This window comes from Micromonospora peucetia, from assembly GCF_900091625.1.
Classification (GTDB): Bacteria; Actinomycetota; Actinomycetes; order Mycobacteriales; family Micromonosporaceae; genus Micromonospora; species Micromonospora peucetia.
In genome coordinates, this window is the sequence record NZ_FMIC01000002.1 from 4,944,172 (window position 1) to 4,964,609 (window position 20,438).

A 20,438-nucleotide genomic window follows, 5' to 3' on the forward strand; every position below is an offset into this window, starting at 1 on the left:
CGTCTGACGAGGAGTCCGATGTCCGAAGCCCCGCCCGCCGCCACGGTCCGTACGCAGGTCACCGTGCCGCTACGGTTCCCCGACGGATACCTCACCACCGCCCGGGTGTTCTCCTTCGACGGTCTCGTCGACGGCCGGGAGCACCTCGCGTTCGGGCTCGGCGACCAGGGCGGACACGCCCTCGACCTCCCCTTCGTCCGTGACTGAGCGTCCGTACGTCCTGCTCAGCTGCGCGACGTCGATCGACGGCTACCTCGACGACGCCAGCGGGCAGCGGCTGCTGCTGTCCAACGAGGCCGACCTGGACCGGGTCGACGAGGTCCGCGCCGGCTGCGACGCGATCCTGGTGGGCGCGGGCACGGTCCGGCGGGACAATCCGCGTCTGGTGATCCGCTCGGCGCGGCGCCGCGCCGACCGCCTCGCGCGGGGCCTGCCCGCCTCGCCGGCCAAGGTCACGGTGACCGGACGCGGCGACCTGGATCCCGCCGCCCGCTTCTTCACCACCGGCGACGCCGACCGGATCGTCTACTGCGCCAGCCCGACGGTGGGCCGGACCGGGAAGCGGCTGGCCGGCCGGGCCACCGTGGTGGACGCGGGTGATCCGGTGGACCCGGCGTGGGCGCTGGCGGACCTCGCCGCCCGGGGGGTGGACCGGCTGATGGTGGAGGGTGGGGCGGCCGTGCTCGGGCAGTTCCTCACCGCCGGTCTCGCCGACGAGCTGCACCTTGTGGTGGCCCCGTTCTTCGTCGGTGACCTGCGGGCACCCCGGTTCGGCGGCGAGGGGAGCTTTCCCTGGCATCCCGGCCACCGGGCCCGGGTGGCGGAGACCCGCCAGATCGGCGACGTCGTGCTGGTCCGCTACGCGCTGTCGGAGCGCTGCGACGCGGGCTGAGCGGGCCCCACCCCGAGCGCCTCGTCCACCCGCTCCAGCACGGCGACGTCGTCGCGACCGACCCCGCGTAGCAGGTCGATGGCGGTCGCCCGGATCTGACCGACGATCATCGTGACGGGCAGGGACGGGTCGGATCCGAGCAGCCGGCCGGCGACCCGCACGGCCGCCATGGCCGCCTCGTCGGCCCGCGCCACGTGCCGGTCGGCGTCCCTGCCGGTCAGGTCGGTCGCCATCGCCTCGCCCGCGGCGCGTACGGCGGTGGCCAGGGCCCGGATCGCGTCGCCCAGCTCCGGTGGCGTCCGGGTGTGCAGCCGGGTCAGCGTCACCCCGGCGCGGGTCAGCACCCGGACGTTGCGTACGGCGTAGTCCAGCTGCCGGGTGGTTGCCTCCACCTCCCGCACCTGGCCGAGGTGCCGCCGCCGGCGGACCCGGAACCGCAGCGTCTCCCCGGTGGCCCGGACAGCCGTGTGCAGCCGATCCACGCAGTCGTCCAGCCGCCGGGCCCGGTCCAGCGCCGCCCGGGCAGCGGTCTCGTCGCACCGGGCGAGTGCGCCGTCGAGCTCGTCGAGCAGCTCGGCCAGGTCGGCGAAGCTCTGCCGGGCCTCCCTGACGAGCGGGGCGAGCGGGTCGCGGGCCACCAGCAACTGGCTCGCGGCCAACGCCACCGCGCCGCCGATCAGCGCGTCGACGAACCGGAACGGCATCAGCGTGCCGCTGGGCGCGGCGACCGCCACCAGGTACATCGCGGAGACCGCCGCCTGCACCACGAGGGTGGTGCTCGCGCCGATCGCCACCATCAGGCCGGTGGTCAGCAGCACGACCAGGAGAATGGTGTCGGTGCCCGGGCCGAGCGCGTACACCAGCAGTTCGGCGACGAGCACGCCGGCCGCGACCCCCAGCAGGACCTCCACCGTCTGCCGGACCCGCCGCCCCCGCGCCTCGCCGAGGACGACCAGCGCGGCCGTGGGCGCGAAGAACGGGTCGGGATGGCCGATCACCAGGGCGGCGAGGACCCACGCCACGGTCGCGGCGAGGGTCAGCTCGACCACCGCCATGCCGTCGCGCCGGATCCGCCCGCCCACGCCCCGCAACCGCTGCCGCACCGCTCGTACCTCTTCCTGCCCAGGCCGCATCCACGCCGAATCCCGCTTGCCGGTGGGACCGGCACAGGCGTCGCCTCTACCCACACCGGGATCCCGGTAACCGTCCTGGTCAACGCGGTGCCGCAGGGGCTGCCCGGCGGTCGGCGGCGAGGGTCGCCCGTGCGGTGGCGGGGCTGCGCACCCTGCGCGACCGGTCAGGGCCGGCGGGCCTCGAACGTCTCCCGGTCGAGGAAGAGCAGCCGGGCGCGCTTGCCGTTCAGGTCGATCAGCGGCCCGGCGACGAAGCCGGTACGCAGGAGCCGGTTCACCGCCTTCTCGTTGCGCGCGTCCGGCTCCATCACGACGCGCCGGTGTCGCGGGTCGGCGAAGACGAAGCTGAGGAACACGTCCAACAGGGTGCCCGTGAAGCCCCGTTCGACCGTGTCGGGCGGGCCGATCAGCAGGTGGGCCCCGTGGTCGCCGGGCTGGACCTGGTAGCACTCGCCGACCGGGTCGGCGGCCGGCTCGTACGTCTGGAACAGCGCGACCGGCCTGCCGTCGCGGTGCGTCAGCCAGGCGTGGTGGGTGGGCAGCGAGTCCAGGTAGCGGTAGATTTCCTCGACCCGATCCCGGCCGGCGTCGCGCATGCCCCAGAACTGGGCGCGTTCCTGACTGACCCAGGCGTGGATCAGGTCGATGTCGGTGTCGGGGTCGACGGGGCGGATCGTCACGTGGCCGAAGCCGTCGACGTCCTGTCGGTAGGTGCTGGCGAGATCACGCATCGCGTGCCACCGTACGGTGATTCCGGTCGATGCGCGAGTAGGTCGGCTCGCGGCGTGCCACCGACCGTCCGGCGCTCCCGTTCGGCGGCGCCCACGCCCGTCACCCGTTGGCGACGGCGACCGTCGGGGCGCTCGCGGCGGCCCGGCGGCGGGCGGCGGGAACCACCAGGGGAGTGCCGGTCTCCGGGTCGTCGATCACCCGGCAGGGCAGCCCGAACACCGCCTCGACCAGTTCGGCGGTGACCACCTCCCGGGGTGGGCCGGCGGCGACCACCCGCCCCTCGCGCATCGCGATCAGGTGCGACGCGTAGCGGGCGGCGTGGTTGAGGTCGTGCAGCACCGCCACCAGCGTGCGGCCCTGCTCCTCGTGCAGCCGGGCGCAGAGGTCGAGGACCTCGATCTGGTGGGCGATGTCCAGGTAGGTGGTCGGCTCGTCGAGCAGCAGCAGGGGCGTCTGCTGGGCCAGCGCCATCGCGATCCACACCCGCTGCCGCTGCCCGCCGGAGAGCTCGTCGACGGGCCGGTCGGCCAGGTCGGCGACCCCGGTGGCGGCCATCGACTCGGTGACCACCCGCTCGTCCTCGCGTGACCACTGCCGCAGCAGCCCCTGGTGCGGGTACCGGCCGCGGGCGACGAGTTCGGCGACGCCGATGCCGTCGGGCGCGATGGACGACTGGGGCAGCAGGCCGAGGGTGCGCGCCACGCCCCGGGCCGGCAGCCGGTGGATGTCCTCGCCGTCGAGCAGCACCGCCCCGGCGGCCGGCTTCAGCAGCCGGGACAGGGCCCGCAGCAGGGTGGACTTGCCGCAGGCGTTGGGGCCGATGATGACGGTGAAGGACCGGTCGGGCACGGCGACGCTCAGGTCCTGCGCGACGGTCCGCCGCTCGTAGGCGAGGGTCATCGCCGTGCCGCTCAGCCGGGACTGCATGCTCGGTGCTCCGTTCTCGTCGTGGTTGGCCCGCGGGCCGGGCCCGGTCACAGCCGGCCGGCCCGGCGTTCGGTGGCCAGCAGCCAGACCAGGTAGGCGCCGCCGAGCACGCCGGTCACCACGCCGACCGGCAGTTGGTGCCCGGCGAACGCCCGCATCGCGAGCTGGTCGGCGGCGACCAGGAGCAGCGCCCCGACAGCCGCCGAGGGCAGCAGGTTCGGCCCCGGCGCCCGGGTCAGTCGCCGGGCCAGGTGCGGGGCGGTGAGGGCCACGAAGTTCACCGGCCCGGCGGCGGCCGCCGCGAGGGAGACCAGCAGCACCGCCGCCGCCAGCACGACCAGGCGCAGCCGCTCCACCCGTACGCCGAGGGCGGCGGCGGTGTCGTCGCCCATCTCGACCAGCCGCATCGCCGGCCCGTACCCGGCCAGCATGAGGGGCACCAGCACCGCCAGCGCGATCAGCAGCGGCAGGGCGTTCGACCAGCCGCGCCCGTCGAGGCTGCCGGTGAGCCAGAGTACGGCGCGGGCGGCGTCCATCAGCGGGGCCCGGGTGAGCAGCCACCCGTTGACCCCGGTGAGGATCGCCATGGTGCCGATGCCGACCAGGATCAGCCGGTATCCGTGCACGCCGCGCCGCCAGGACAGCGCGTAGACCAGCGCGCCGGTGACCAGCCCGCCGAGGACCGCCGACGAGGCCAGCGCCAGGCTGCTGCCGCCGAGCACCACCACGACGAGGGCCCCGGTCGCCGCGCCCTGGGTGAAGCCGAGCATGTCGGGGCTGCCCAGCGGGTTGCGGACCAGTGACTGGAAGACCGCGCCGGCCAACGCCAGCGCGGCGCCGACGCAGAGCGCGGTGACCACCCGGGGCAGCCGCAGCTCGGTGACGATGAACTCCTCGGCCGGGGTGCCCCGGCCGGTGAGGGCGCGCAGCACGTCGGCGGGGCTCATCGGGTAGTCGCCGCTGCCGATGGCGAGCACGCTCAGCGCCAGGGCCAGCAGCACGCAGGTGACGCCGACGGCGACGGCGCGGGGTCGCAACCGCAGGGACAGGCCGCCGGGGGTACGGAGGGTGATCATGGGTGGGCCACCCGCCCGCGCAGCACCAGCCAGAGGAAGAGCGGCCCGCCCGCCACGGCGGTCACGAGCCCGACCTGGAGCTCGCCCGGCCGGCTCAACACCCGCCCCAGCACGTCGGCGCCGAGCAGCAGCACCGGCGCCAGCACCGCGCAGTACGGCAGCAGCCAGCGCAGGTCCGGCCCGGTGAGCGCGCGGACCAGGTGCGGCACGAGCAGCCCGACGAAGACGATCGGTCCGCAGGCGGCCGTGGCGGCGCCGCAGAGCAGCGTGATCGCCAGGATGACGGCACCCCGGACCAGGGCCGGTCGGGCGCCGAGCGCGCGGGCCGCGTCGTCGCCGAGCGCCATCGCGTTGAGCGGGCGCGCGACGGCCAGGGCGACCAGCAGCCCCGCCGCCATGAACGGCGCGACCGTGCGTACGGTCGACGGTTCGGCGCTGGCCAGCGAGCCGACCGTCCAGAACCGCAGCCGTTCCAGCGACGCCGTGTCCATCAGCATCACCGCGCTGACGTACGAGTAGAGGGTGGCGTTGAGTGCCGCGCCGGCCAGCGCCAGCCGGGCCGGGGTGGCCCCGCGACCGCCGCCGACGGCGTACACGGCGGCGGTCACGACCGCCGCGCCGAGCAGCGCGAACCACACCTGCCCGCCGACGCCGCCGACGCCGAACAGGAGCGCACCGCTGGCCACCGCCGCCGAGGCGCCGGCGTTGATGCCGAGCAGGCCGGGGTCGGCGAGCGGGTTGCGGGTGAGCGCCTGCATCACCGCGCCGGCGACGCCGAGCGCCGCGCCGGCGAGCAGGCCGAGCAGCGTACGCGGCAGCCGCATCCGGTGCACGACGGCGTACTCCGCGGCGCCGGGGTCCAGCAGGCCCGGCCACACGTCGGCGAGCGGGAGCTGTTTGGCGCCCACGGCGATGCTGAGCACCGCGACGGCGGCGAGCAGCAGCACCGACGCCGCGAGGCCGGCGGCCCGCAGCGCGGCCCGGCTGCGCCGGCGCACGACGGGCGGTGCCGGCGCGGTGCCGGCGCGTTTGGAGAGGGTGGCGGACAGTATGGGCTCCGATGTGGTGCGCGTTTCCGAACGGGACTTGACAGCCGTTTAGGTTAGGTTAACCTAACCCCGCTGTCCACGGTCATTCGCCCGACCCCGATCGAAAGACACCGCCATGTCGCATCCCGTGCCCGCCCGCCGCCTCTCCCGCCGGGGCCTGCTCGCCGCCGGTGGCGCCGCCACTCTGGCCGCCCTGCTCGCCGGCTGCGGCGGGGACGAGGACTCCGCCGACCCGGCCGCCAAGAACTCCGGCGGGCCGTGGTCGTTCACCGACGACCGTAACGAGAAGGTGAGCGCCGCCGCCCGCCCGACCCGGGTGGTCGCCTTCACCGGGGTCGCCGCCGCGCTGGTCGACTTCGGGATCGACAAGCAGATCGTCGGCGTGTTCGGCGAGACGAAGCGCGCCGACGGCAGCAAGGACCCGCAGGCCGGTGACCTCAACGTCGAGGGTGTGGAGATTCTCGGCAACGTCTGGGGCGAGTTCAACCTGGAGAAGTACGCCGGCCTGCGCCCCGAACTGCTGGTCACCCACATGTACGACCCGGGCGCCTTCTGGTACGTGCCGGACGAGAGCAAGGCCAAGATCCTGCCGCTCGCCCCCAGCGTCACGATCACCACCGCCCGGGTGCCGATGACCAAGCCGATCGAGCGCTACGCGCAGCTCGCCGAGTCCCTCGGCGCCGACCTGTCGGCGAAGAAGGTCACCGACGCCAAGGCCCGCTTCGAGGCCGCAGCCGAGTCGGTCCGCCAGGCGGTCAAGGCGAACCCGGGCCTCAAGGTGATGGCCGCCTCCGGCAGCCCCGACCTGTTCTACGTCTCCAACCCCAAGGTCAGCACCGACCTGATGTACTTCGCCGAGCTGGGCGTCGACATCGTCGTCCCCACCAAGCTCGAGGCCGGCGACTATTTCGAGGCCCTGAGCTGGGAGAACGCCGGCAAGTTCCCGGCCGACCTGATCCTGCTGGACAACCGCAACACCGCCCTGCAGCCCAAGGACATGGCCGCCAAGCCGACCTGGCAGCAGCTTCCGGCGGTCAAGGCCAACCAGATCACCGGATGGGACGCCGTGCCCCGCTTCTCGTACGCCGGCGCCGCACCGCTGCTGGAGAACCTGGCCGCCGCCATCAAGAGCGCGAAGAAGGTCACCGCGTGACCACCGCCGTCGCCGTCCAGTACCGCCTCTTCGCCGCCCAGGTCGTGGGCGCCCGCCGTATCGGCGCCTCCCTGGTCCGGGTCACCTTCGGCGGGCCGGAGCTGGTCGACTTCGCCGGCGGCGGCCGGGACCAGAGCGTCTCGCTGTTCCTGCCGCACCCCGGCCAGCCCGAGCCGGTGCTCCCCGTCGCGGCGGGGGAGGACTGGTTCGGCGCCTACCGGGCGATGGACCCCGACGTGCGCGCGGTGATGCGCTCGTACACCATCCGGGAGCAGCGCCCCGAGCTGGCCGAGGTGGACATCGACTTCGTCAGCCACGGCGACACCGGCCCCGCCTCCCGCTGGGCCCGGCACGCCCTGCCAGGCGACCGGGTGGTGCTGCTCGGCCCGGCCGTCCACGACAACCGCAGCGTCTGCTTCCGTCCGCCGGTCGGTACCGACTCCGTGCTGCTGGTGGCCGACGAGAGCGGGCTGCCCGCCGCCGCCGGCATCCTGGCCTGGCTGCCGGCCGGCACCCCGGTCCGGGCCTGGATCGAGGTCCCCGACGCGGCGGACATCCAGGAACTGCCCACCGAGGCGCGGGCCGAGGTGTGCTGGATCGTGCGGGGCGGCACCGCCCCCGGCAGCACCCTGCTGGCGGACGCGGTCCGTGCCGCCCGGCTGGGCGGCACCCCGTACGCCTGGATCGCCGGTGAGTCCTCGATGGTGCGCTCGGTGCGTCGGCACCTCGTCGGCGAGCGCGGCCTGAACCGCCGGCACGTCACCTTCTCCGGCTACTGGCGCCGGGGTGCCTCCGAGGACGCCCTGCGCGCCGAGACCACCGCCTCGGCCACTGCCTGACGGTGCCCGCCGCGCGCCGCGTCCCGCCGCGATGGGACGCGGCGCGCGGCGTGATGCACAGCTCTGGCACATGGATCTGCTTGCTCGCACCGGGCGTCATGTCGAGCTGGCGGCTCTCGGTCAACGTGATGCGCACGCGCGCAGGCGGCTGAACCGGCTGCTCCACGAGGAAGGCTGGTTGGAGGATCTGCGACAGCGAGCGCGATCTGGAGATGGTGGAGCGCTGTACCTCCTCGGACGCCTGCTTCGAGATCGGGATGGTTCGGGTGCCGAGTGAGTGGGTGACTAGCTGGGTGACGACCACCGTCGAGGACCTCGCCCAGACCTGGCTCGGACGTCGGCTGCGCCTGTCCCGCCCCGCCGAGCCTGCCCGTAGCCGACCATGTAACGGGACGTACGTTCCGCTTCTTGGGATGGCTGAGGATCTTGGAGGGAACCGGCCCCTCCAGGGGCCATTCGGCTCCAAGATCTCCCATGCGGTCAGCCGTGGCCACGGTGGGCATCGGAAACGGCGCTCAGCCTGCGCTGCTCCCACCAGCAAGGGCGGGTCTCCGCCAACCACCCCAGGCCGGAGACCCGCCCGACTTTGCCGAGGCCTTGGCCGACGCGGTGCGAGGGGCGCCTTCTACGACACGTCGCTGGGTGGCGGGTTTCTGCGCTGCGAGCTGCCGTGGCAGGTACTCGTCGTTGAAGTGACCCCCTGAGACCGGACACCCCAGTGGCCTGGCTGTTGACGAGCGGGCTGAGTTGCTGCGGCTGCGGCGTCAGGTGGCCCAGCTGGAGCTGGAGAAGGAGATCTTGAACAGAGCCGCGGGCTGACCCCGATTGAGTCGGGTCGCTCCGTTACAGATCTTGAATGGTCAGGTTGTGTCGGGTTTGAGGGTCAGTCCGGTGTGCGCGAGGAAGCTGTCGAGTAGGTCGGTGCGGTACTGGATGCTCTTGAGTCGGTTCTTGACGATTGCGAGGAGGTGGTCGACGCCGGTCACGGCGAGGTTGCCGATGCTGCGTTTGAGGTGGGACCACACTGCCTCTGTCGGGTTCAGGTCCGGGGCGTAGGCCGGTAGCCGGATGACGGTCAGCCAGTCCCGGGCGTCGATCATCTGCCGCATGGCGGCGGAGACGTGGGTGTTCAGGTTGTCCCAGACGCACACGATCGGGCCGCCGAGCTGCTGGTGAGCGGCGTCGAGCAGGCAGATGTAGTCGCGTTCACTGAAGCTACGGCGCTCGTTCTTGCGACCGCGATGGGTGATCGTGCGGTAGATCAGCCGGGACCGCTTCCCGGGCCGGTAACAGGTCAACCCGGCGATCGAGACCCGACCGGAACCCTTGCCCGCCACCGGAACCACAGGGGTGTGCCCGCGTCGTCCCCAGGTGCGGGCCTTCGGAGGGCGCAACGTCTGACCAGCCTCGTCCTCGAAGACCAGCCACGCCTGCCGCTGCGCCGCTACCGTTTTCCCGCCGGCCACGTCTCCCGCCGCCAGGTGACGATCGCGGCCTCGTCACGCTCGACCGCACGATGCGCGGGGACCTGCACCGACCAACCCAACCGGTACATGATGTTCGCCGTCCCGCGCAGCGTGTACCGGGTACGGAACATCCGGGCGATCAAGTCCGACACCCGCGCCAGGGTCCACCGCTGATCACTACCGAACCCGTGCGCCGCCGGCCCTTCCTCCAGGCCATCGGCCAGCCGCCGCAGCCGGCCCTCATCCAGGCGACACCGAGACCCACCCGGCCCTTTCGAGGCCAGGGCCTGCTCACCACCGACCTGCCACCGTTTACGCCACCCGTACACCGCGGTCTGCGACACCCGCAGCCTGCGCGCGATCTCCGGCACCGACACATCCTGGGCGAACCACCCGGCCGCCTGCCGTCGTACCGCCTCACGCTTCGCCCGCCCCCGCGCGGACAACCCACCTCCATCGGGATACCTCATCCCATCGATCTACCCCAACGCGAGGCCATCACACAGGCCACATCGGACGAACCTGGCCATTCAAGGTCTGTAGCGGGACAGAGTCGGGGTTCCGAGCACCAGTCGGGGTTTGTTGTCATAGTCGCAGGTGTTGCCCAGCAGTTCGTAGCCAATCCTCAGCCGCGTGGCTCCCGTGACGTCGACATCGACCCTCTTAGGGTCAGCCAGGCCCGCGCGGACACTGACGAGACGGCGTCCATCACTGTATATCTGCACCGTCATCGGCCAATTGGAGGAGCTGTCGTCGAGCCCAGCGGTGGCAGTGAACCTCTTCCAGTTCGTGCCGATGTTGTATTCGGTGAACCCGCCGATACAGAAATTCACCGTGGCCGCGTCCGGATATTCCTCCCCCTTCAACGTTCCCGAACCCGAACTGAGCATTGGTCGTCCGTCAACGGGGTCCAGCAGGGTCAGCGCCTGCCGGTCCACACCGGCGGAGCCGGACGACGATGCCGAGGGGCCGGGCCCGGGCTCGGAGCGATCGGCGCTCGGGGCGGTCACCGTCACAGTGGGTCCGGGAACCACGACCGTCTCCGTCACCGTGACCCGCGCCGCAGTGGGCGAGTTCACCACCGCTGGCAGTCCGAAGAAGCCGAGCAGCAGCCCCAGCAGACCGGTGCCCGCCGAGACCAGCGCCGCGACCTCCCCGAGTGGCCTGCGTGCGGGTGCCGGTCTCGGTTTGCCGTCCGGTCCGTGTCCCGGCACACCAGGCCCCGAGGGCGCACTCACCACCTCAACCCCCCTTTGTTCACAGTCGATTTGGCTTCCGTGGAGACCGGTCCAACTGAGGCACCTTCGGCGGCGGACATTGATCTATTATCCGGCACGCTGATCGCCGAGGGTAGACCCTCGACTACCACTCGGATAGCCCAGATGCGCAAGGGCTGCCCCTAGTTGGGCGGTGTGGTAATCGTCGGCGAAACCCGCAGCTCAGACAGGTGCGGGCCAGAGAATGGTGACGGAAATCTGTCAGTCGTGTGCGCTGTCGATCAGTGAGCCACTCTCATCGTGATCAAGAGTGGTTGAGCAGGCAGGCGAGGGTGGTGTAGAACGACCGCTCAGCACAGGAGCTATGTTGCTGGTCTATCCCGCCAGCTTCCCACTGTCCACGCGTAGCCTGGCCCGCCGCCTGACGGTGCCCGCCGCGCGCCGCGTCCCGCCCCAGCGGGACGCGGCGCGCGGCGTTTCGTCGGTCGGTCAGAACTCCCGATACATGACGTGCAGGCCCACCCGGCCGAGGGCGGGATGCCGGAACGCGCCGGGCACCGTGCCCACCACGTCGAACCCTTCCCGCCGGTACAGCTCGACGGCGGTGGTGTTGCTCGCCACGACGGCGTTGAACTGCATTCCGGCGTACCCCCGCTCGCGGGCCCAGTCGACCGCGTGCCGGCACAGCGCGGTGCCCACGCCCCGGCCGCGCGCCGCGCGGGCAACCATGAAGCTGGCCGTGGCGACGTGCGCGCCGGGCCCGGGGCGGTTGGTGCCCATCTTCGCGGTGCCCAGCACCGCGTCGCCGTCGACCGCGACCACCGTCCGGCCCGGCGCGGCCTCCACCCACATGTCGTACGCCTGCTCGGCGGTCAGCTCCGGGTCGTAGGGGAAGGTCTCCTGGGCCCGGACCACCTCCTCGACGATCGGCCACAACTGGGCCCAGTCGGGCTCGTGGAACTCGCGGATCCGCATCCGGCGGATGCTATGGGCGGCAGGACGCGGCGGCAAAACGTTTACGCGCGGGAAGGGTGCGCCCGGCCAGTTGCCGTTGCGGTACCAGGTCGCGTCAGCCCGATGCCGCGTCGATCACTTCGTCGAGGATCCCCCGCGAGCGGATCAGATCGGTGATCATTCGATCGACACGGGTTCGTTCCGCGGTGAGGTCCGTGACCAGCTGCGCAGTGGCGATCTCGGACGGGCCGCCGTCCGTGTCCCGCATGCAGGGCAGCAGCTGTGCGATCTTCGCGCTGTGTAGCCCCGCGGCGAAGAGTTCCTGGATGCGGATGACCCGGTCGACCGCGCCCTCGGAATAGTCGCGATGTCCGCCGGGAGTGCGCTCTGCCATCAGCAGCCCCTGCTGCTCGTAATAGCGCAGCGACCGCCCGCTCACCCCGGTGCGCCGGGCCAGTTCCCCGATCCGCATTCCCCGCCCTTCTTGCCTGGCGACTTGAAACTGACACCGATGTCAACTTTTACCGTACCGGCATGCCAACCACGCCGGGCGTGAGGAAACGCACCACGACCTTCCGCCGTACTGAACTACCTGCCAGCTCCCGTGCCGAGACCGGGGACCGGAAACTGCCTGTGGCGGCACTGCTGGCGCTGGCCACGGCCGTCTTCATCACCAGCCTGACCGAGACGCTGCCCGCAGGGCTGCTGCCCGCGATGAGTGCTGACCTCAGGGTCAGCGGGTCCGCGATGGGGCAGTCGGTGACGATCTACGCGATCGGGACCGCGCTCACGGCGATCCCCTTGACCGCGGCCACAGCGGGGTGGCGGCGAAGGCGTCTGTTGCTGACGGCGATGGCAGGATTCGCTCTCGCCAATACGGTCACCGCAGTTTCGACGAACTATCCCCTGACCATGGTGGCCCGGTTCGTCGCCGGGGTGGCCGCGGGCCTGGCCTGGGCGATGCTGGCCGGATACGCCCGCCGGATGACCCCTGTTCACCTGCAGGGCAAGGCCATCGCGATCGCCATGGCCGGCATTCCGGTTGCGCTGTCCCTGGGAGTACCTGCGGGAACCTTCCTCGGCGAAGCGCTCAGCTGGCAGGCGGCCTTCTTGGTCATGACCGTGCTCACCGTCGTCCTGCTCGGGTGGATCACCGCGACGGTTCCGGACTATCCAGGGCAGCGGGCGGAAGGCCGGACCCCGATGCTGCGGACCCTCCACATCCCCGGCGTGGCGCCGGTCCTGCTCGTCACCCTGGTCTTCGTGCTGGCCCACACCATCCTCTACACCTACGTCGCCACCTTCCTCGGCAGGCTCGGCATGGGCGACTCCATCGACCTCGTACTGCTGGTCTTCGGCGCCACCTGCCTGCTGAGCATCTGGATCGTGGGCGCCAACATCCACCGTCGGCTACGAACCCTCACCATCGCAAGCACCCTCCTCGTCGCCGTGGCAGCCGCCATCCTGGCTGTACTGGCCGAGAGCCCTGCTCTGGTCTACGCCGCGGTAACGCTGTGGGGGCTCGGGTGGGGAGGCGCCCCCACGCTCCTGCAAACGGCCGTCGGCGACGCGGGGGGCGAGTCGGCGGACGCCGCACAAGCCATGCTCGTCACGCTGTGGAACGCGGCCATGGCCGGCGGTGGAGTCGCCGGCGGACTCATCCTCGACATCCTCGGGCCTCTGTTGCTTCCCTGGAGCGTCCTGGCGCTCCTGATGCCGGTACTGGTAGTGGTGATCGCCGCTCGCGCACACGGGTTCCCCAGCAGACGCGCGGGGACGACCGCGTGAACGCTTGCTGACCGGCACCCACTTGTCGCGTACCGTGCCGTGCTCGGGCCCTGCGGTTCCGCCGGGTGTCACGGTGACACCCGGCGGAACCGGAGGTTCACCCGAGGGTGAACCGGAAGAACCGGGGGCGGTAGATGCCCGGGTCGCGGTAGTGGTCCGCGTCGGGAGAGACGCGGGTGTCCATGCTGTTGACGTTGTACGACGCGACGAACGTGTTGCCGGAGCTCAGTGCCGTGTGTACGTGCGCGTTGTACGAGATGATGTTCGGATTCCAGTAGCTGCCGTACGGTCCGGGTTCCGGCATCCGGTAGACGGGGGTCTTCTGGGTGAACGGCCCGTACGGCGAGCAGGACGTCCAGGCGTTGATCTGCCCGCTGAACGCCTGGGTGCTGTCCTGGCTGAGCAGGAGGAACTGCCCGCCCCAGGGGGTCACGCTGTACTCGTTGGCGATGCCGGTCAGCAGGTTGCGGGAGTTCTGCTCCCGGACAGTCCAGCCCCACGGCGTGTGGTACTGCCAGGTGCCCCCAGCAAGATCGCTGCCGGACACCCGGGCGATGCGCATCTGCTTGTTGATCGGGGAGTCGTCCACGCCGTACACGTAGGTGTAGCCGTCGCCGCTGCGGCTGGCCGGCAGGAGCCCCGAGCCCCAGGCGACCCCGCTCGCCGAGGGCAGCTCCCGGACGCTGACCGGGGTGCGCAGGTTGGACAGGGCGAAGTTCGCCACCACGTTGCGGTGGAACCGCCAGTCCCAGGCGCCCGAGCCGAAGCGCTCGTACTCCTGGTACACCACCTGGAGCTGGCCGCCGGAGAGGTGGCCGTCACCGACCCAGTACCACTTGCCGATCCCGGACGGCGGCAGCAACGCCCGGGGCGCCCCGGCGGTGCCACCCTGGTAGGTGGTCAGGCTTGTGCCGCTCTGCACCACGAACGTGTTGTTCACCAGCGGCGCGGTCACCGGCCGGGTGCCGTCGCCGTTGAGCGGCCCCATCCAGGTGTCGGAGAACAGCCACACGATCCGGCCGTCCGGCAGCTTCACCGAATACGTGGAATCGCCGCCGGTCCAGCCGTCCGCAGTGCTGGCCGCGTACTGGTTGAAGGTGGCCTCCGGCTGGACGTTGGTCTCCACGCTGCTCACCGAGAGCGGGCGCAGCACGCAGGAGCGGCCCGTGAGTGGCAGCGTGGTCTCCACGTAGGTGGGGAACGTCTTCGGGCTGCTGTCCGCGTCGGCGGAGTGGACGTCCAGCTCAGTCCAGGTCGTCACCAGGGTGGCCACCATCGGGTGCTTGAAGTCCGGCACCGTGATCAGGCCGCCCGCGTCGGGGTGGCGCACCGTCTGAATGCTCGGGTACTTCGCCATCGTGCCGGTGCCGCCGGCCGGCGACCAGATGATGACGGCGGAGCGGCGGTGGGGGTCCTTGGTGGTGTCCACCAGCAGGGTCGAGCAGTATCCGCAACTCGGGTCGCCGGAGTTCTGGACCGCCCGGAAATCGTGGTAGACGGCGCCACCCTTGCGCAGGGTGTCCTGGTATTCCACGTACCTGCCAGCGGGTGTCGGGTGGCTCTTGCGGGCCGGCCTCGCGCCCCCGAGGATGTCGCCGCTCGTTCCCGTCATGGAGCTGAGGTTGGTGCGCCACAGTGACGTGTTGGCGTCCAGGTAGCCGTACGGGCGCCACGCGTCCACCGTCGGGGCGGGGGCGGCGTTCGCCTTGGCCAGCCGGTAGTTGGCGATGTGGTAGTTGAGCAGCATGTCGGCGAAGTTGATGCCGTACCCCTGCGCGGTGTGCCGGATCGCCTCGATCGGCAGGTGGCCGTGGTCCCGGACGCTCTCCCACGTGCGCCGTACGAAGGTCGCGTCGATCTGCTCGGTGAGGTAGGTGGCCAGCAGGAACGCGCCGTACTGCCGGCCTTCGCCCAGCCCGCCCCACGAGTTGAGCGCCGCCCCGGGCATGCTGAGCACGTCGTAGACGTTGCGGGCGTACAACTTCTCGTCGCCGGGGATGGGCAAGGACGGGTCGCGGGCGTAGGTCTGGCGGGTGGCCCACTCCGCGGTGGCCTCCATCCACCAGTTCATGGAGCCGAATTCCTTGCCGCCCACGAAGTTGACGATGAAGTCGCTTTCGACGTCGGACCTGTCCCAGTACTGGTACTGCATGACGTGGAACAGCTCGTGGCGAGGCAGGTAGTCCCAGTCGTCCTGCCCGTTGGGCACCAGGATGGTGGCCTGCTGGTTCAGACCGTAGGGCAGCACGAAGGGCGCGTCGATCTTGAGTCCGAGGCCGCCGACGACCGGGATCTCGTCGACGCCGTAGACCAGCACCCACGGCTTGCCGTCCCGGACGGGCAGCGGGTAACCCATCGCGCGGTACTCGTTGACGGCGATCGCGAGCGAGTTCAGCATGTGCTGTACCGCCTTCGCCCGGCCGTTGGCGTTGAAGTCCGCGGGGACGCCCGGCCTGCCTGCCGAGGCGACGTTGTACAGCACGAGGAACTCGCCGGCGGAGGCCCGGCAGCGGTAGGTGGTACCGAGGTAGTCGAACGGCTCGGCGGCGCAGTCGTCGTAGCCGGCCGCCACCGGGGCGGCGGCAGGCGCGGTGACATCTGGCGCGACAGTTGCCGACACCTCCGGCCTGGTGCTCGCCGCCAGCATCGACAGGTAGGTCAGATACCGCTGCGGGTCGCGGACGGCGCCGGTCGGCCGTAGGTGGGCGGGGACCGACCGGGGTGAGCGCAGCGCGCCCAGCCCGTACCGCACCGCGTCATCCCGGGAGAGCTTGCCCCGGTGGTAGGCCGAGAGAATCCGTTCGTCGGGTCCGAAGTCGGGCGGGGTGGCCGCCTTGTCGGCGGCGGTGCCGGGCGGCGCCTCCTTGAACGGCTTGGGCCGCGGGACAGGCGGCGTGGTCACTTGCGGCTCGGGCGGGTGCGGTGGCGCGGCGGTGCCGATGGTGCGATCGGCGGCCGGGGCGGCCCGTGGATCGGGGGCCGCCTGTGCGCTGCCGCCGGTCAACACGGCCGCGGCCAGCACGATCGTCGTGCTGACCAGGGCCAGGGTGTTCCTCATTGCTCACTCCAAATTAGACAACATCGGGCGTGTCCGACCAGCTCACGAGCCCGATCCACGACGGGCGCGGTTCGGGCCTGCCGGCTACGTCGCGAGAATACTGATGCCGATCATGCGCGCGCCGGTCTCGGTGCGCGGGCGGTGCGCGGTGCCCGGAGCGAACACCACGTAGCTGCCCGGCCCCAGACGGTGGCCCCGATCGATGAACTCGCCCGAGACGACGTAGTAGCGCTCCTCGCCCTCGTGCACGTCGACCTCCGGCCACTCCGTTCCCGGGGCGAAGTCGTACATCCAGCCGCGGGCCCGCTCGGTCGCCGGCAGGCGCCGCCGGACGATGCCGGGAAAAACCTCGACGGGTTCCACCTCATCGACCTGCAGGATCTGCACATCATCGGATTCGTGCGTCATGCGGTCATGATCGTCGTGCCGCCCCGCACCGGCCAGTGTCTGGAATGACGTTGCCAGGTACATTCCTGCCATGACCATTCACCGGGTGGTCGCCCTCGTCCTGCCGCCGCAGTCCACGTTCGAACTCGCCTGTGCCGCCGAGGTGTTCGGCGTGCGGCGCCCAGGTCTGCCAGTCAGCTACAGCTTCGACGTGTGTGCCGAGCACCCGGGCGCCGTATCCACCCTGGCGGGATACGACATGGCGGTCACCAGCGGGCTGCGCGCGCTCGAGACCGCGGACACGGTGGTGCTCCCTGGCTGGCAACGCCGCGAGCAGCCCGCCCCGCCCGCCGTGATCGACGCGCTGCGACGTGCCCACAGTCGCGGCGCCCGCATCGTCGCCATCTGCTCCGGGGCCTTCCTGCTCGCCCACACCGGGCTGCTCGATCAGCGCAGGGCGACCACCCACTGGCGGATGGCCGCCGAGTTCGCCGCCCGCTTTCCCGGCGTGCGCGTCGAAGCCGACACCCTGTACATCGACCTCGGCGACGTCGCGACCAGCGCAGGCACCGCCGCCGGGATCGACCTGTGCCTGCACCTGGTCCGCAGCGACCACGGCGCCGCCCACGCCACCCAGATCGCCCGGCACATGGTCATGCCGCCGCATCGCGAGGGCGGGCAGCAGCAGTACGCGGCCACGCCCCCGACCGCGCGTACCCCGGTGTCCCTGGCCCCTGTCCTGGACTGGGCCGCGGAGCGACTGCACGAGCCGCTCACCGTCAACGACCTCGCCGTACGGGCCAACCTGTCCCCGCGCACCCTGGCCCGCAGGTTCACCGCGCAACTGGGCGTCAGCCCAGGGCAGTGGCTGCTCCAGCGACGCATCATGGCCGCGCGAGCCCTGTTGGAGGAGACCGACCTGCCGGTCGAGACGATCGCGACCAGAGTCGGCCTGTCCACCGCCACCAACCTGCGCCGCCGTTTCCGCAGCACGGTGCACACCACACCGGCCGCCTACCGCCGCTCCTTCGGCCGCGGCACGAGCCCGTAGACCGCAAGGCGGCCGGATGTCGATGCGTTTGGGGTACGTGTGTCCAGCGGGTGCGTGGCATCGGGCACCACCCGTGTGAGTGGTCATCGTCAGGTAGGTTGCCCACGTGGATCCCTGCCTGCGGTTGGCCTTGCTTGAGTCAGACTTTCTGAACGATGCGGTCGCCGAGATACGCGAACGTCCGGTCGATGAGCTCAAGGCCCGTTATGCCGAGGTGCTCACGCTGGAGGTCTCGGCCGACGCCGATCGGGCCTGTTGGACCGATGAGGCCGACCTTTGGGACGCGCTGCCGGACGGCGTCGACGGCACGATCCGGTCGCTGGCCGGCATCGAAGGCTTCCTGGGGCTGCGCAACCTGTACCTGCGCGAGTCCGAGGTCGGTGACCTCGGACCGCTCACCGCGCTGCCTGAGCTGGAGCTGCTGTGGCTCGGTGTGCCGCCGGACGTGGACCTGGCCCCGCTGCTGGTGTGTGATCGGCTCAAGCGGGTGCGCATCGGCTGTGCGGGCGTGCTGCACCCAGCGGGCCACGAGGTGCTCGCAGCGCTGGCTGGGCGTGGTGTCCAGGTGGACAATTTCCTGCCCGACCCGGTCGAGGCGGCGGCGCCGTTCGGTGATCCGATCCTGAAGTTGGCGGTGCTCGACAGGCTGCTGCACTCGGTCGAGCTGCCGCCGACGTACTTCTTCGACGCGTTCGAGTTCGACGAGGGCAACCTGGCCCGGCTGATGGCGGTCGCGATACCCCAGGCGGAGCTCGACACCGTCGAGTCCCTCAGCTGGATCGGTGGTGGGCACGACACGGCGCACATGGTGTGGGAGCAGTGGGACGGCGAGTCCGACGAGTTCTGCATCCGGTCGCTGGCGGGCGTGGAGGCGCTGCGCAACCTGCGCGATCTGAAAGTCACCCCGCTCGCCCTGCTGCCTGAGCACCAGATCGCGCAATTGCGGGCGCGTGGCGTCACGGTCAGCGAGTTGGACGAAGCAGCGAGTCGCACACGCCCGCCGACGCTTTAGAGCGTCCCGGCCAGGCGGAGGCGCTGTTTGCCGTGGTTGTGCTTTGCGGTAGGCGGCTCAGCCGGGGCGTACCTGGGTCGGCCGTTCGGGCCGGGCGACGCCGTCGAGGGTCGTGGCGAGCGGGGCGGCGGGCCGGGCTGGCAGGACGGGCGCGTCCCGGCCGGTGCCCCGGTGGCCGTCGCCGTCGTGGCTCGACTCCTCGTGGTAGTCCTGTTCCACGTTGACCGACCACACGTCGTGACTGGTGCCGCAGGCGATGTTCTCGGCGGTGAGCATCGCCGTCAGCATCGAGTGGTCCTGGTTGTTGTAGCGGTGCATGCCGTTGCGGCCCACCGGGTGCACGTTGGGCACCTCGCGCGCCAGCCAGTCCCGGATCACGTCCACGTTGTGCTGGTAGCGCTCGTCGTAGACCGGGTACGCCTTCGGCATCCGCACCACGTACCCGGCCTCGACCACCCCCGGCCGGACCAGACCGAGCCGCTCCAACTCGGCCGTCGCGGCGGCGATCAGCCCGGCGTCCGGCGTACGCCAGGTCTCGTCGTCCTCGAACACGAAGTACTCCAGGCCGAGGCAGGTGCGGCCGTCCTTCACCAGGTGCGGCGACCAGGAGCCGAAGTTCTGGATCCGGCCGACCTTCACCGCCGGGTCGTGCACGTAGATCCAGTTGTCCGGGAACGAGAACTCCTCCGGCACCACCAGCGCGACGGTCAGGAAGTCCCGGTACCGCAGGTCGGCTGCGGCGGCCAGCACCTCCGGCGGGGCCGCCGGACGCAGCGCGGCGACCAGCTCGGAGATCGGCATCGAGGAGACGACGTGCGCCGCCGGCTCGGTGCGCTGCCCGCCGGCCCCGTTGACGGTGACGGCGACGGCTCTGCGGCGCTCCGGGTCCCGGTGCACGGCGGTCACCCAGGTGCCGGTGTCCACCCGGCCGCCGCGTCGGCGCACCTCCTCGGTGCAGCGTTCCCACATCATGCCCGGGCCGAACTTCGGGTACTGGAACTCCTCGATCAGGCTGGTGACGTCCGTGCGGTTGCGCCGGGGCAGCACCGCGTTGCGGACCGCCTTGGCCAGCGACAGGTTCTTGATCCGCTGCGCGGCCCAGTCGGCCTGCAAGCGGTCGGCCGGCATCCCCCAGACCTTCTCCGTGTACGTCTTGAAGAACATCGAGTACAGCCGCCAGCCGAACCGGGCCGAGACCCAACCCTCGAAGTGCGACTGGTCCTTCGGCGGGCGCAGCCGGGCCCGCGCGTACGAGCCCATGCACAGCACGGCCTCCCGCAGGCCGAGGTTGCGTAGGGCGTTCGTCGCGCTCAGCGGGTAGTCGAACAGGGCGCCCCGGTAGTAGATCCGGCTCATCCGGGGCCGCAGCAGGAAGTCCTCGTCGGGCAGGATCTCGTGCCAGAACTTCTCGACCCGGGCCACCTTCGTGAAGAACCGGTGCCCGCCGATGTCGAAGCGCCACCCGTCCCGCTCGACGGTGCGGCTGATCCCGCCCACCACCTCGTCGGCCTCGAACACCCGGACCGGGCTGTCCCGCCGGAGCAGCTCGTACGCCGCCGTCAGGCCTGCCGGCCCAGCGCCGATGACCACCGTGCCGCGTTCTTCGCCCATGCCCGTTCGCCCCCTGCTTCCGTCTCCCGGAGGCGGCCCGCTTACCCGGCATCGACCCGAACTCACCCCCGATGCCCGTCCGGGCCCGGGACG

19 protein-coding genes and 1 pseudogene are annotated in these 20,438 nt (G+C 71.4%); 7 read left to right on the plus strand and 13 right to left on the minus strand.

What is annotated here, in order from left to right; all coding sequences use genetic code 11:
- Positions 1–18 precede the first annotated feature (18 nt).
- A pseudogene (locus tag GA0070608_RS22380) lies at positions 19–201 on the plus strand (GTP cyclohydrolase); the annotation flags it as partial.
- On the plus strand, positions 200–892 hold the full coding sequence (locus GA0070608_RS22385; protein ID WP_091630480.1) for a RibD family protein: 693 nt from the start codon (positions 200–202) through the stop codon (positions 890–892). The pseudogene GA0070608_RS22380 and the gene GA0070608_RS22385, both read left to right, overlap by 2 nt.
- On the opposite strand, the gene GA0070608_RS22390 is transcribed toward GA0070608_RS22385, so the two are convergent.
- The 5 genes from GA0070608_RS22390 to GA0070608_RS22410 all read right to left on the minus strand — a co-directional run bounded on the left by GA0070608_RS22390 (position 859) and on the right by GA0070608_RS22410 (position 5,812).
- Positions 859–1,995 carry an FUSC family protein gene (locus GA0070608_RS22390; protein ID WP_245715886.1) on the minus strand — a complete coding sequence of 379 codons (1,137 nt, stop codon included), beginning with the start codon at positions 1,993–1,995 and terminating at the stop codon, positions 859–861. The two genes, GA0070608_RS22385 and GA0070608_RS22390, sit on opposite strands and share 34 nt — an antisense overlap.
- Before the next feature lie 194 nt (positions 1,996–2,189).
- Positions 2,190–2,756, minus strand: a complete 567-nt coding sequence (locus GA0070608_RS22395) for a GNAT family N-acetyltransferase (RefSeq protein WP_091630482.1) — start codon at positions 2,754–2,756, stop codon at positions 2,190–2,192.
- Positions 2,757–2,856: 100 nt separating this feature from the next.
- Positions 2,857–3,684, minus strand: coding sequence for an ABC transporter ATP-binding protein (locus tag GA0070608_RS22400; RefSeq protein ID WP_091635829.1), 828 nt, complete (start codon positions 3,682–3,684; stop codon positions 2,857–2,859).
- Between the two features lie 47 nt (positions 3,685–3,731).
- Positions 3,732–4,760, minus strand: coding sequence for a FecCD family ABC transporter permease (locus tag GA0070608_RS22405; protein WP_091630483.1), 1,029 nt, complete (start codon positions 4,758–4,760; stop codon positions 3,732–3,734).
- Positions 4,757–5,812 carry a FecCD family ABC transporter permease gene (locus tag GA0070608_RS22410; protein WP_411970844.1) on the minus strand — a complete coding sequence of 352 codons (1,056 nt, stop codon included), beginning with the start codon at positions 5,810–5,812 and terminating at the stop codon, positions 4,757–4,759. Before GA0070608_RS22410 ends, GA0070608_RS22405 begins: the two co-directional genes overlap by 4 nt.
- A 112-nt stretch (positions 5,813–5,924) precedes the next feature.
- Here GA0070608_RS22410 and GA0070608_RS22415 point away from each other — a divergent pair, with 112 nt between their 5' ends.
- Positions 5,925–6,962 carry an ABC transporter substrate-binding protein gene (locus GA0070608_RS22415; RefSeq protein WP_091630485.1) on the plus strand — a complete coding sequence of 346 codons (1,038 nt, stop codon included), beginning with the start codon at positions 5,925–5,927 and terminating at the stop codon, positions 6,960–6,962.
- Positions 6,959–7,801: a siderophore-interacting protein gene (locus tag GA0070608_RS22420; protein WP_218107560.1), complete on the plus strand. Its 843-nt coding sequence runs from the start codon at positions 6,959–6,961 to the stop codon at positions 7,799–7,801. The genes GA0070608_RS22415 and GA0070608_RS22420 overlap by 4 nt, the downstream gene beginning before the upstream one ends.
- A gap of 860 nt (positions 7,802–8,661) precedes the next feature.
- Here GA0070608_RS22420 and GA0070608_RS22425 read toward each other — a convergent pair.
- From GA0070608_RS22425 to GA0070608_RS22445, 5 genes are all read right to left on the minus strand, one after another.
- Positions 8,662–9,267 (minus strand): transposase, encoded by a 606-nt coding sequence (locus GA0070608_RS22425; protein ID WP_245715730.1) that lies wholly within the window; start codon positions 9,265–9,267, stop codon positions 8,662–8,664.
- Positions 9,246–9,737: a helix-turn-helix domain-containing protein gene (locus GA0070608_RS22430; protein WP_091623943.1), complete on the minus strand. Its 492-nt coding sequence runs from the start codon at positions 9,735–9,737 to the stop codon at positions 9,246–9,248. The genes GA0070608_RS22425 and GA0070608_RS22430 overlap by 22 nt, the downstream gene beginning before the upstream one ends.
- 60 nt (positions 9,738–9,797) lie before the next feature.
- A complete protein-coding gene (locus GA0070608_RS32215; protein ID WP_141719528.1) occupies positions 9,798–10,505 on the minus strand; it encodes an NPCBM/NEW2 domain-containing protein in 708 nt (235 codons plus the stop codon).
- Positions 10,506–10,973: 468 nt separating this feature from the next.
- Complete coding sequence (locus tag GA0070608_RS22440) at positions 10,974–11,459, minus strand: GNAT family N-acetyltransferase (RefSeq protein WP_091630488.1); 486 nt, start codon at positions 11,457–11,459, stop codon at positions 10,974–10,976.
- A gap of 94 nt (positions 11,460–11,553) precedes the next feature.
- Positions 11,554–11,910, minus strand: coding sequence for a MerR family transcriptional regulator (locus GA0070608_RS22445; protein WP_091630489.1), 357 nt, complete (start codon positions 11,908–11,910; stop codon positions 11,554–11,556).
- Between the two features lie 62 nt (positions 11,911–11,972).
- Here GA0070608_RS22445 and GA0070608_RS22450 point away from each other — a divergent pair, with 62 nt between their 5' ends.
- Positions 11,973–13,226 carry an MFS transporter gene (locus GA0070608_RS22450; RefSeq protein WP_091630490.1) on the plus strand — a complete coding sequence of 418 codons (1,254 nt, stop codon included), beginning with the start codon at positions 11,973–11,975 and terminating at the stop codon, positions 13,224–13,226.
- A gap of 97 nt (positions 13,227–13,323) precedes the next feature.
- On the opposite strand, the gene GA0070608_RS22455 is transcribed toward GA0070608_RS22450, so the two are convergent.
- Together GA0070608_RS22455 and GA0070608_RS22460 are read right to left on the minus strand one after the other, a co-directional pair.
- Positions 13,324–16,284 carry a glycoside hydrolase family 183 protein gene (locus GA0070608_RS22455; protein ID WP_091630491.1) on the minus strand — a complete coding sequence of 987 codons (2,961 nt, stop codon included), beginning with the start codon at positions 16,282–16,284 and terminating at the stop codon, positions 13,324–13,326.
- An 84-nt stretch (positions 16,285–16,368) separates the two neighbouring features.
- Positions 16,369–16,692 (minus strand): cupin domain-containing protein, encoded by a 324-nt coding sequence (locus tag GA0070608_RS22460; RefSeq protein ID WP_218107561.1) that lies wholly within the window; start codon positions 16,690–16,692, stop codon positions 16,369–16,371.
- A 70-nt stretch (positions 16,693–16,762) separates the two neighbouring features.
- Between GA0070608_RS22460 and GA0070608_RS22465 the strand changes: the two genes are divergently transcribed.
- Both GA0070608_RS22465 and GA0070608_RS22470 read left to right on the plus strand, forming a co-directional pair.
- On the plus strand, positions 16,763–17,722 hold the full coding sequence (locus GA0070608_RS22465; RefSeq protein WP_091630492.1) for a helix-turn-helix domain-containing protein: 960 nt from the start codon (positions 16,763–16,765) through the stop codon (positions 17,720–17,722).
- Positions 17,723–17,828: 106 nt separating this feature from the next.
- A complete protein-coding gene (locus GA0070608_RS22470) occupies positions 17,829–18,734 on the plus strand; it encodes a DUF6892 domain-containing protein (RefSeq protein WP_091630493.1) in 906 nt (301 codons plus the stop codon).
- Between the two features lie 57 nt (positions 18,735–18,791).
- On the opposite strand, the gene GA0070608_RS22475 is transcribed toward GA0070608_RS22470, so the two are convergent.
- Complete coding sequence (locus tag GA0070608_RS22475; RefSeq protein WP_091630494.1) at positions 18,792–20,345, minus strand: NAD(P)/FAD-dependent oxidoreductase; 1,554 nt, start codon at positions 20,343–20,345, stop codon at positions 18,792–18,794.
- Between the last annotated feature and the right edge of the window lie 93 nt (positions 20,346–20,438).

Bases quoted from the DNA above. Each gene is read 5' to 3' on its own strand.
- GA0070608_RS22395 (WP_091630482.1), bottom strand. From the start codon at position 2,756: ATGCGTGATCTCGCCAGCACCTACCGACAGGACGTCGACGGCTTCGGC.
- GA0070608_RS22400 (WP_091635829.1), bottom strand. From the start codon at position 3,684: ATGCAGTCCCGGCTGAGCGGCACGGCGATGACCCTCGCCTACGAGCGG.
- GA0070608_RS22405 (WP_091630483.1), bottom strand. From the start codon at position 4,760: ATGATCACCCTCCGTACCCCCGGCGGCCTGTCCCTGCGGTTGCGACCC.
- GA0070608_RS22415 (WP_091630485.1), top strand. From the start codon at position 5,925: ATGTCGCATCCCGTGCCCGCCCGCCGCCTCTCCCGCCGGGGCCTGCTC.
- GA0070608_RS22430 (WP_091623943.1), bottom strand. From the start codon at position 9,737: ATGAGGTATCCCGATGGAGGTGGGTTGTCCGCGCGGGGGCGGGCGAAG.
- GA0070608_RS22440 (WP_091630488.1), bottom strand. From the start codon at position 11,459: ATGCGGATCCGCGAGTTCCACGAGCCCGACTGGGCCCAGTTGTGGCCG.
- GA0070608_RS22445 (WP_091630489.1), bottom strand. From the start codon at position 11,910: ATGCGGATCGGGGAACTGGCCCGGCGCACCGGGGTGAGCGGGCGGTCG.
- GA0070608_RS22450 (WP_091630490.1), top strand. From the start codon at position 11,973: ATGCCAACCACGCCGGGCGTGAGGAAACGCACCACGACCTTCCGCCGT.
- GA0070608_RS22455 (WP_091630491.1), bottom strand. From the start codon at position 16,284: ATGAGGAACACCCTGGCCCTGGTCAGCACGACGATCGTGCTGGCCGCG.
- GA0070608_RS22460 (WP_218107561.1), bottom strand. From the start codon at position 16,692: ATGACGCACGAATCCGATGATGTGCAGATCCTGCAGGTCGATGAGGTG.
- GA0070608_RS22465 (WP_091630492.1), top strand. From the start codon at position 16,763: ATGACCATTCACCGGGTGGTCGCCCTCGTCCTGCCGCCGCAGTCCACG.
- GA0070608_RS22475 (WP_091630494.1), bottom strand. From the start codon at position 20,345: ATGGGCGAAGAACGCGGCACGGTGGTCATCGGCGCTGGGCCGGCAGGC.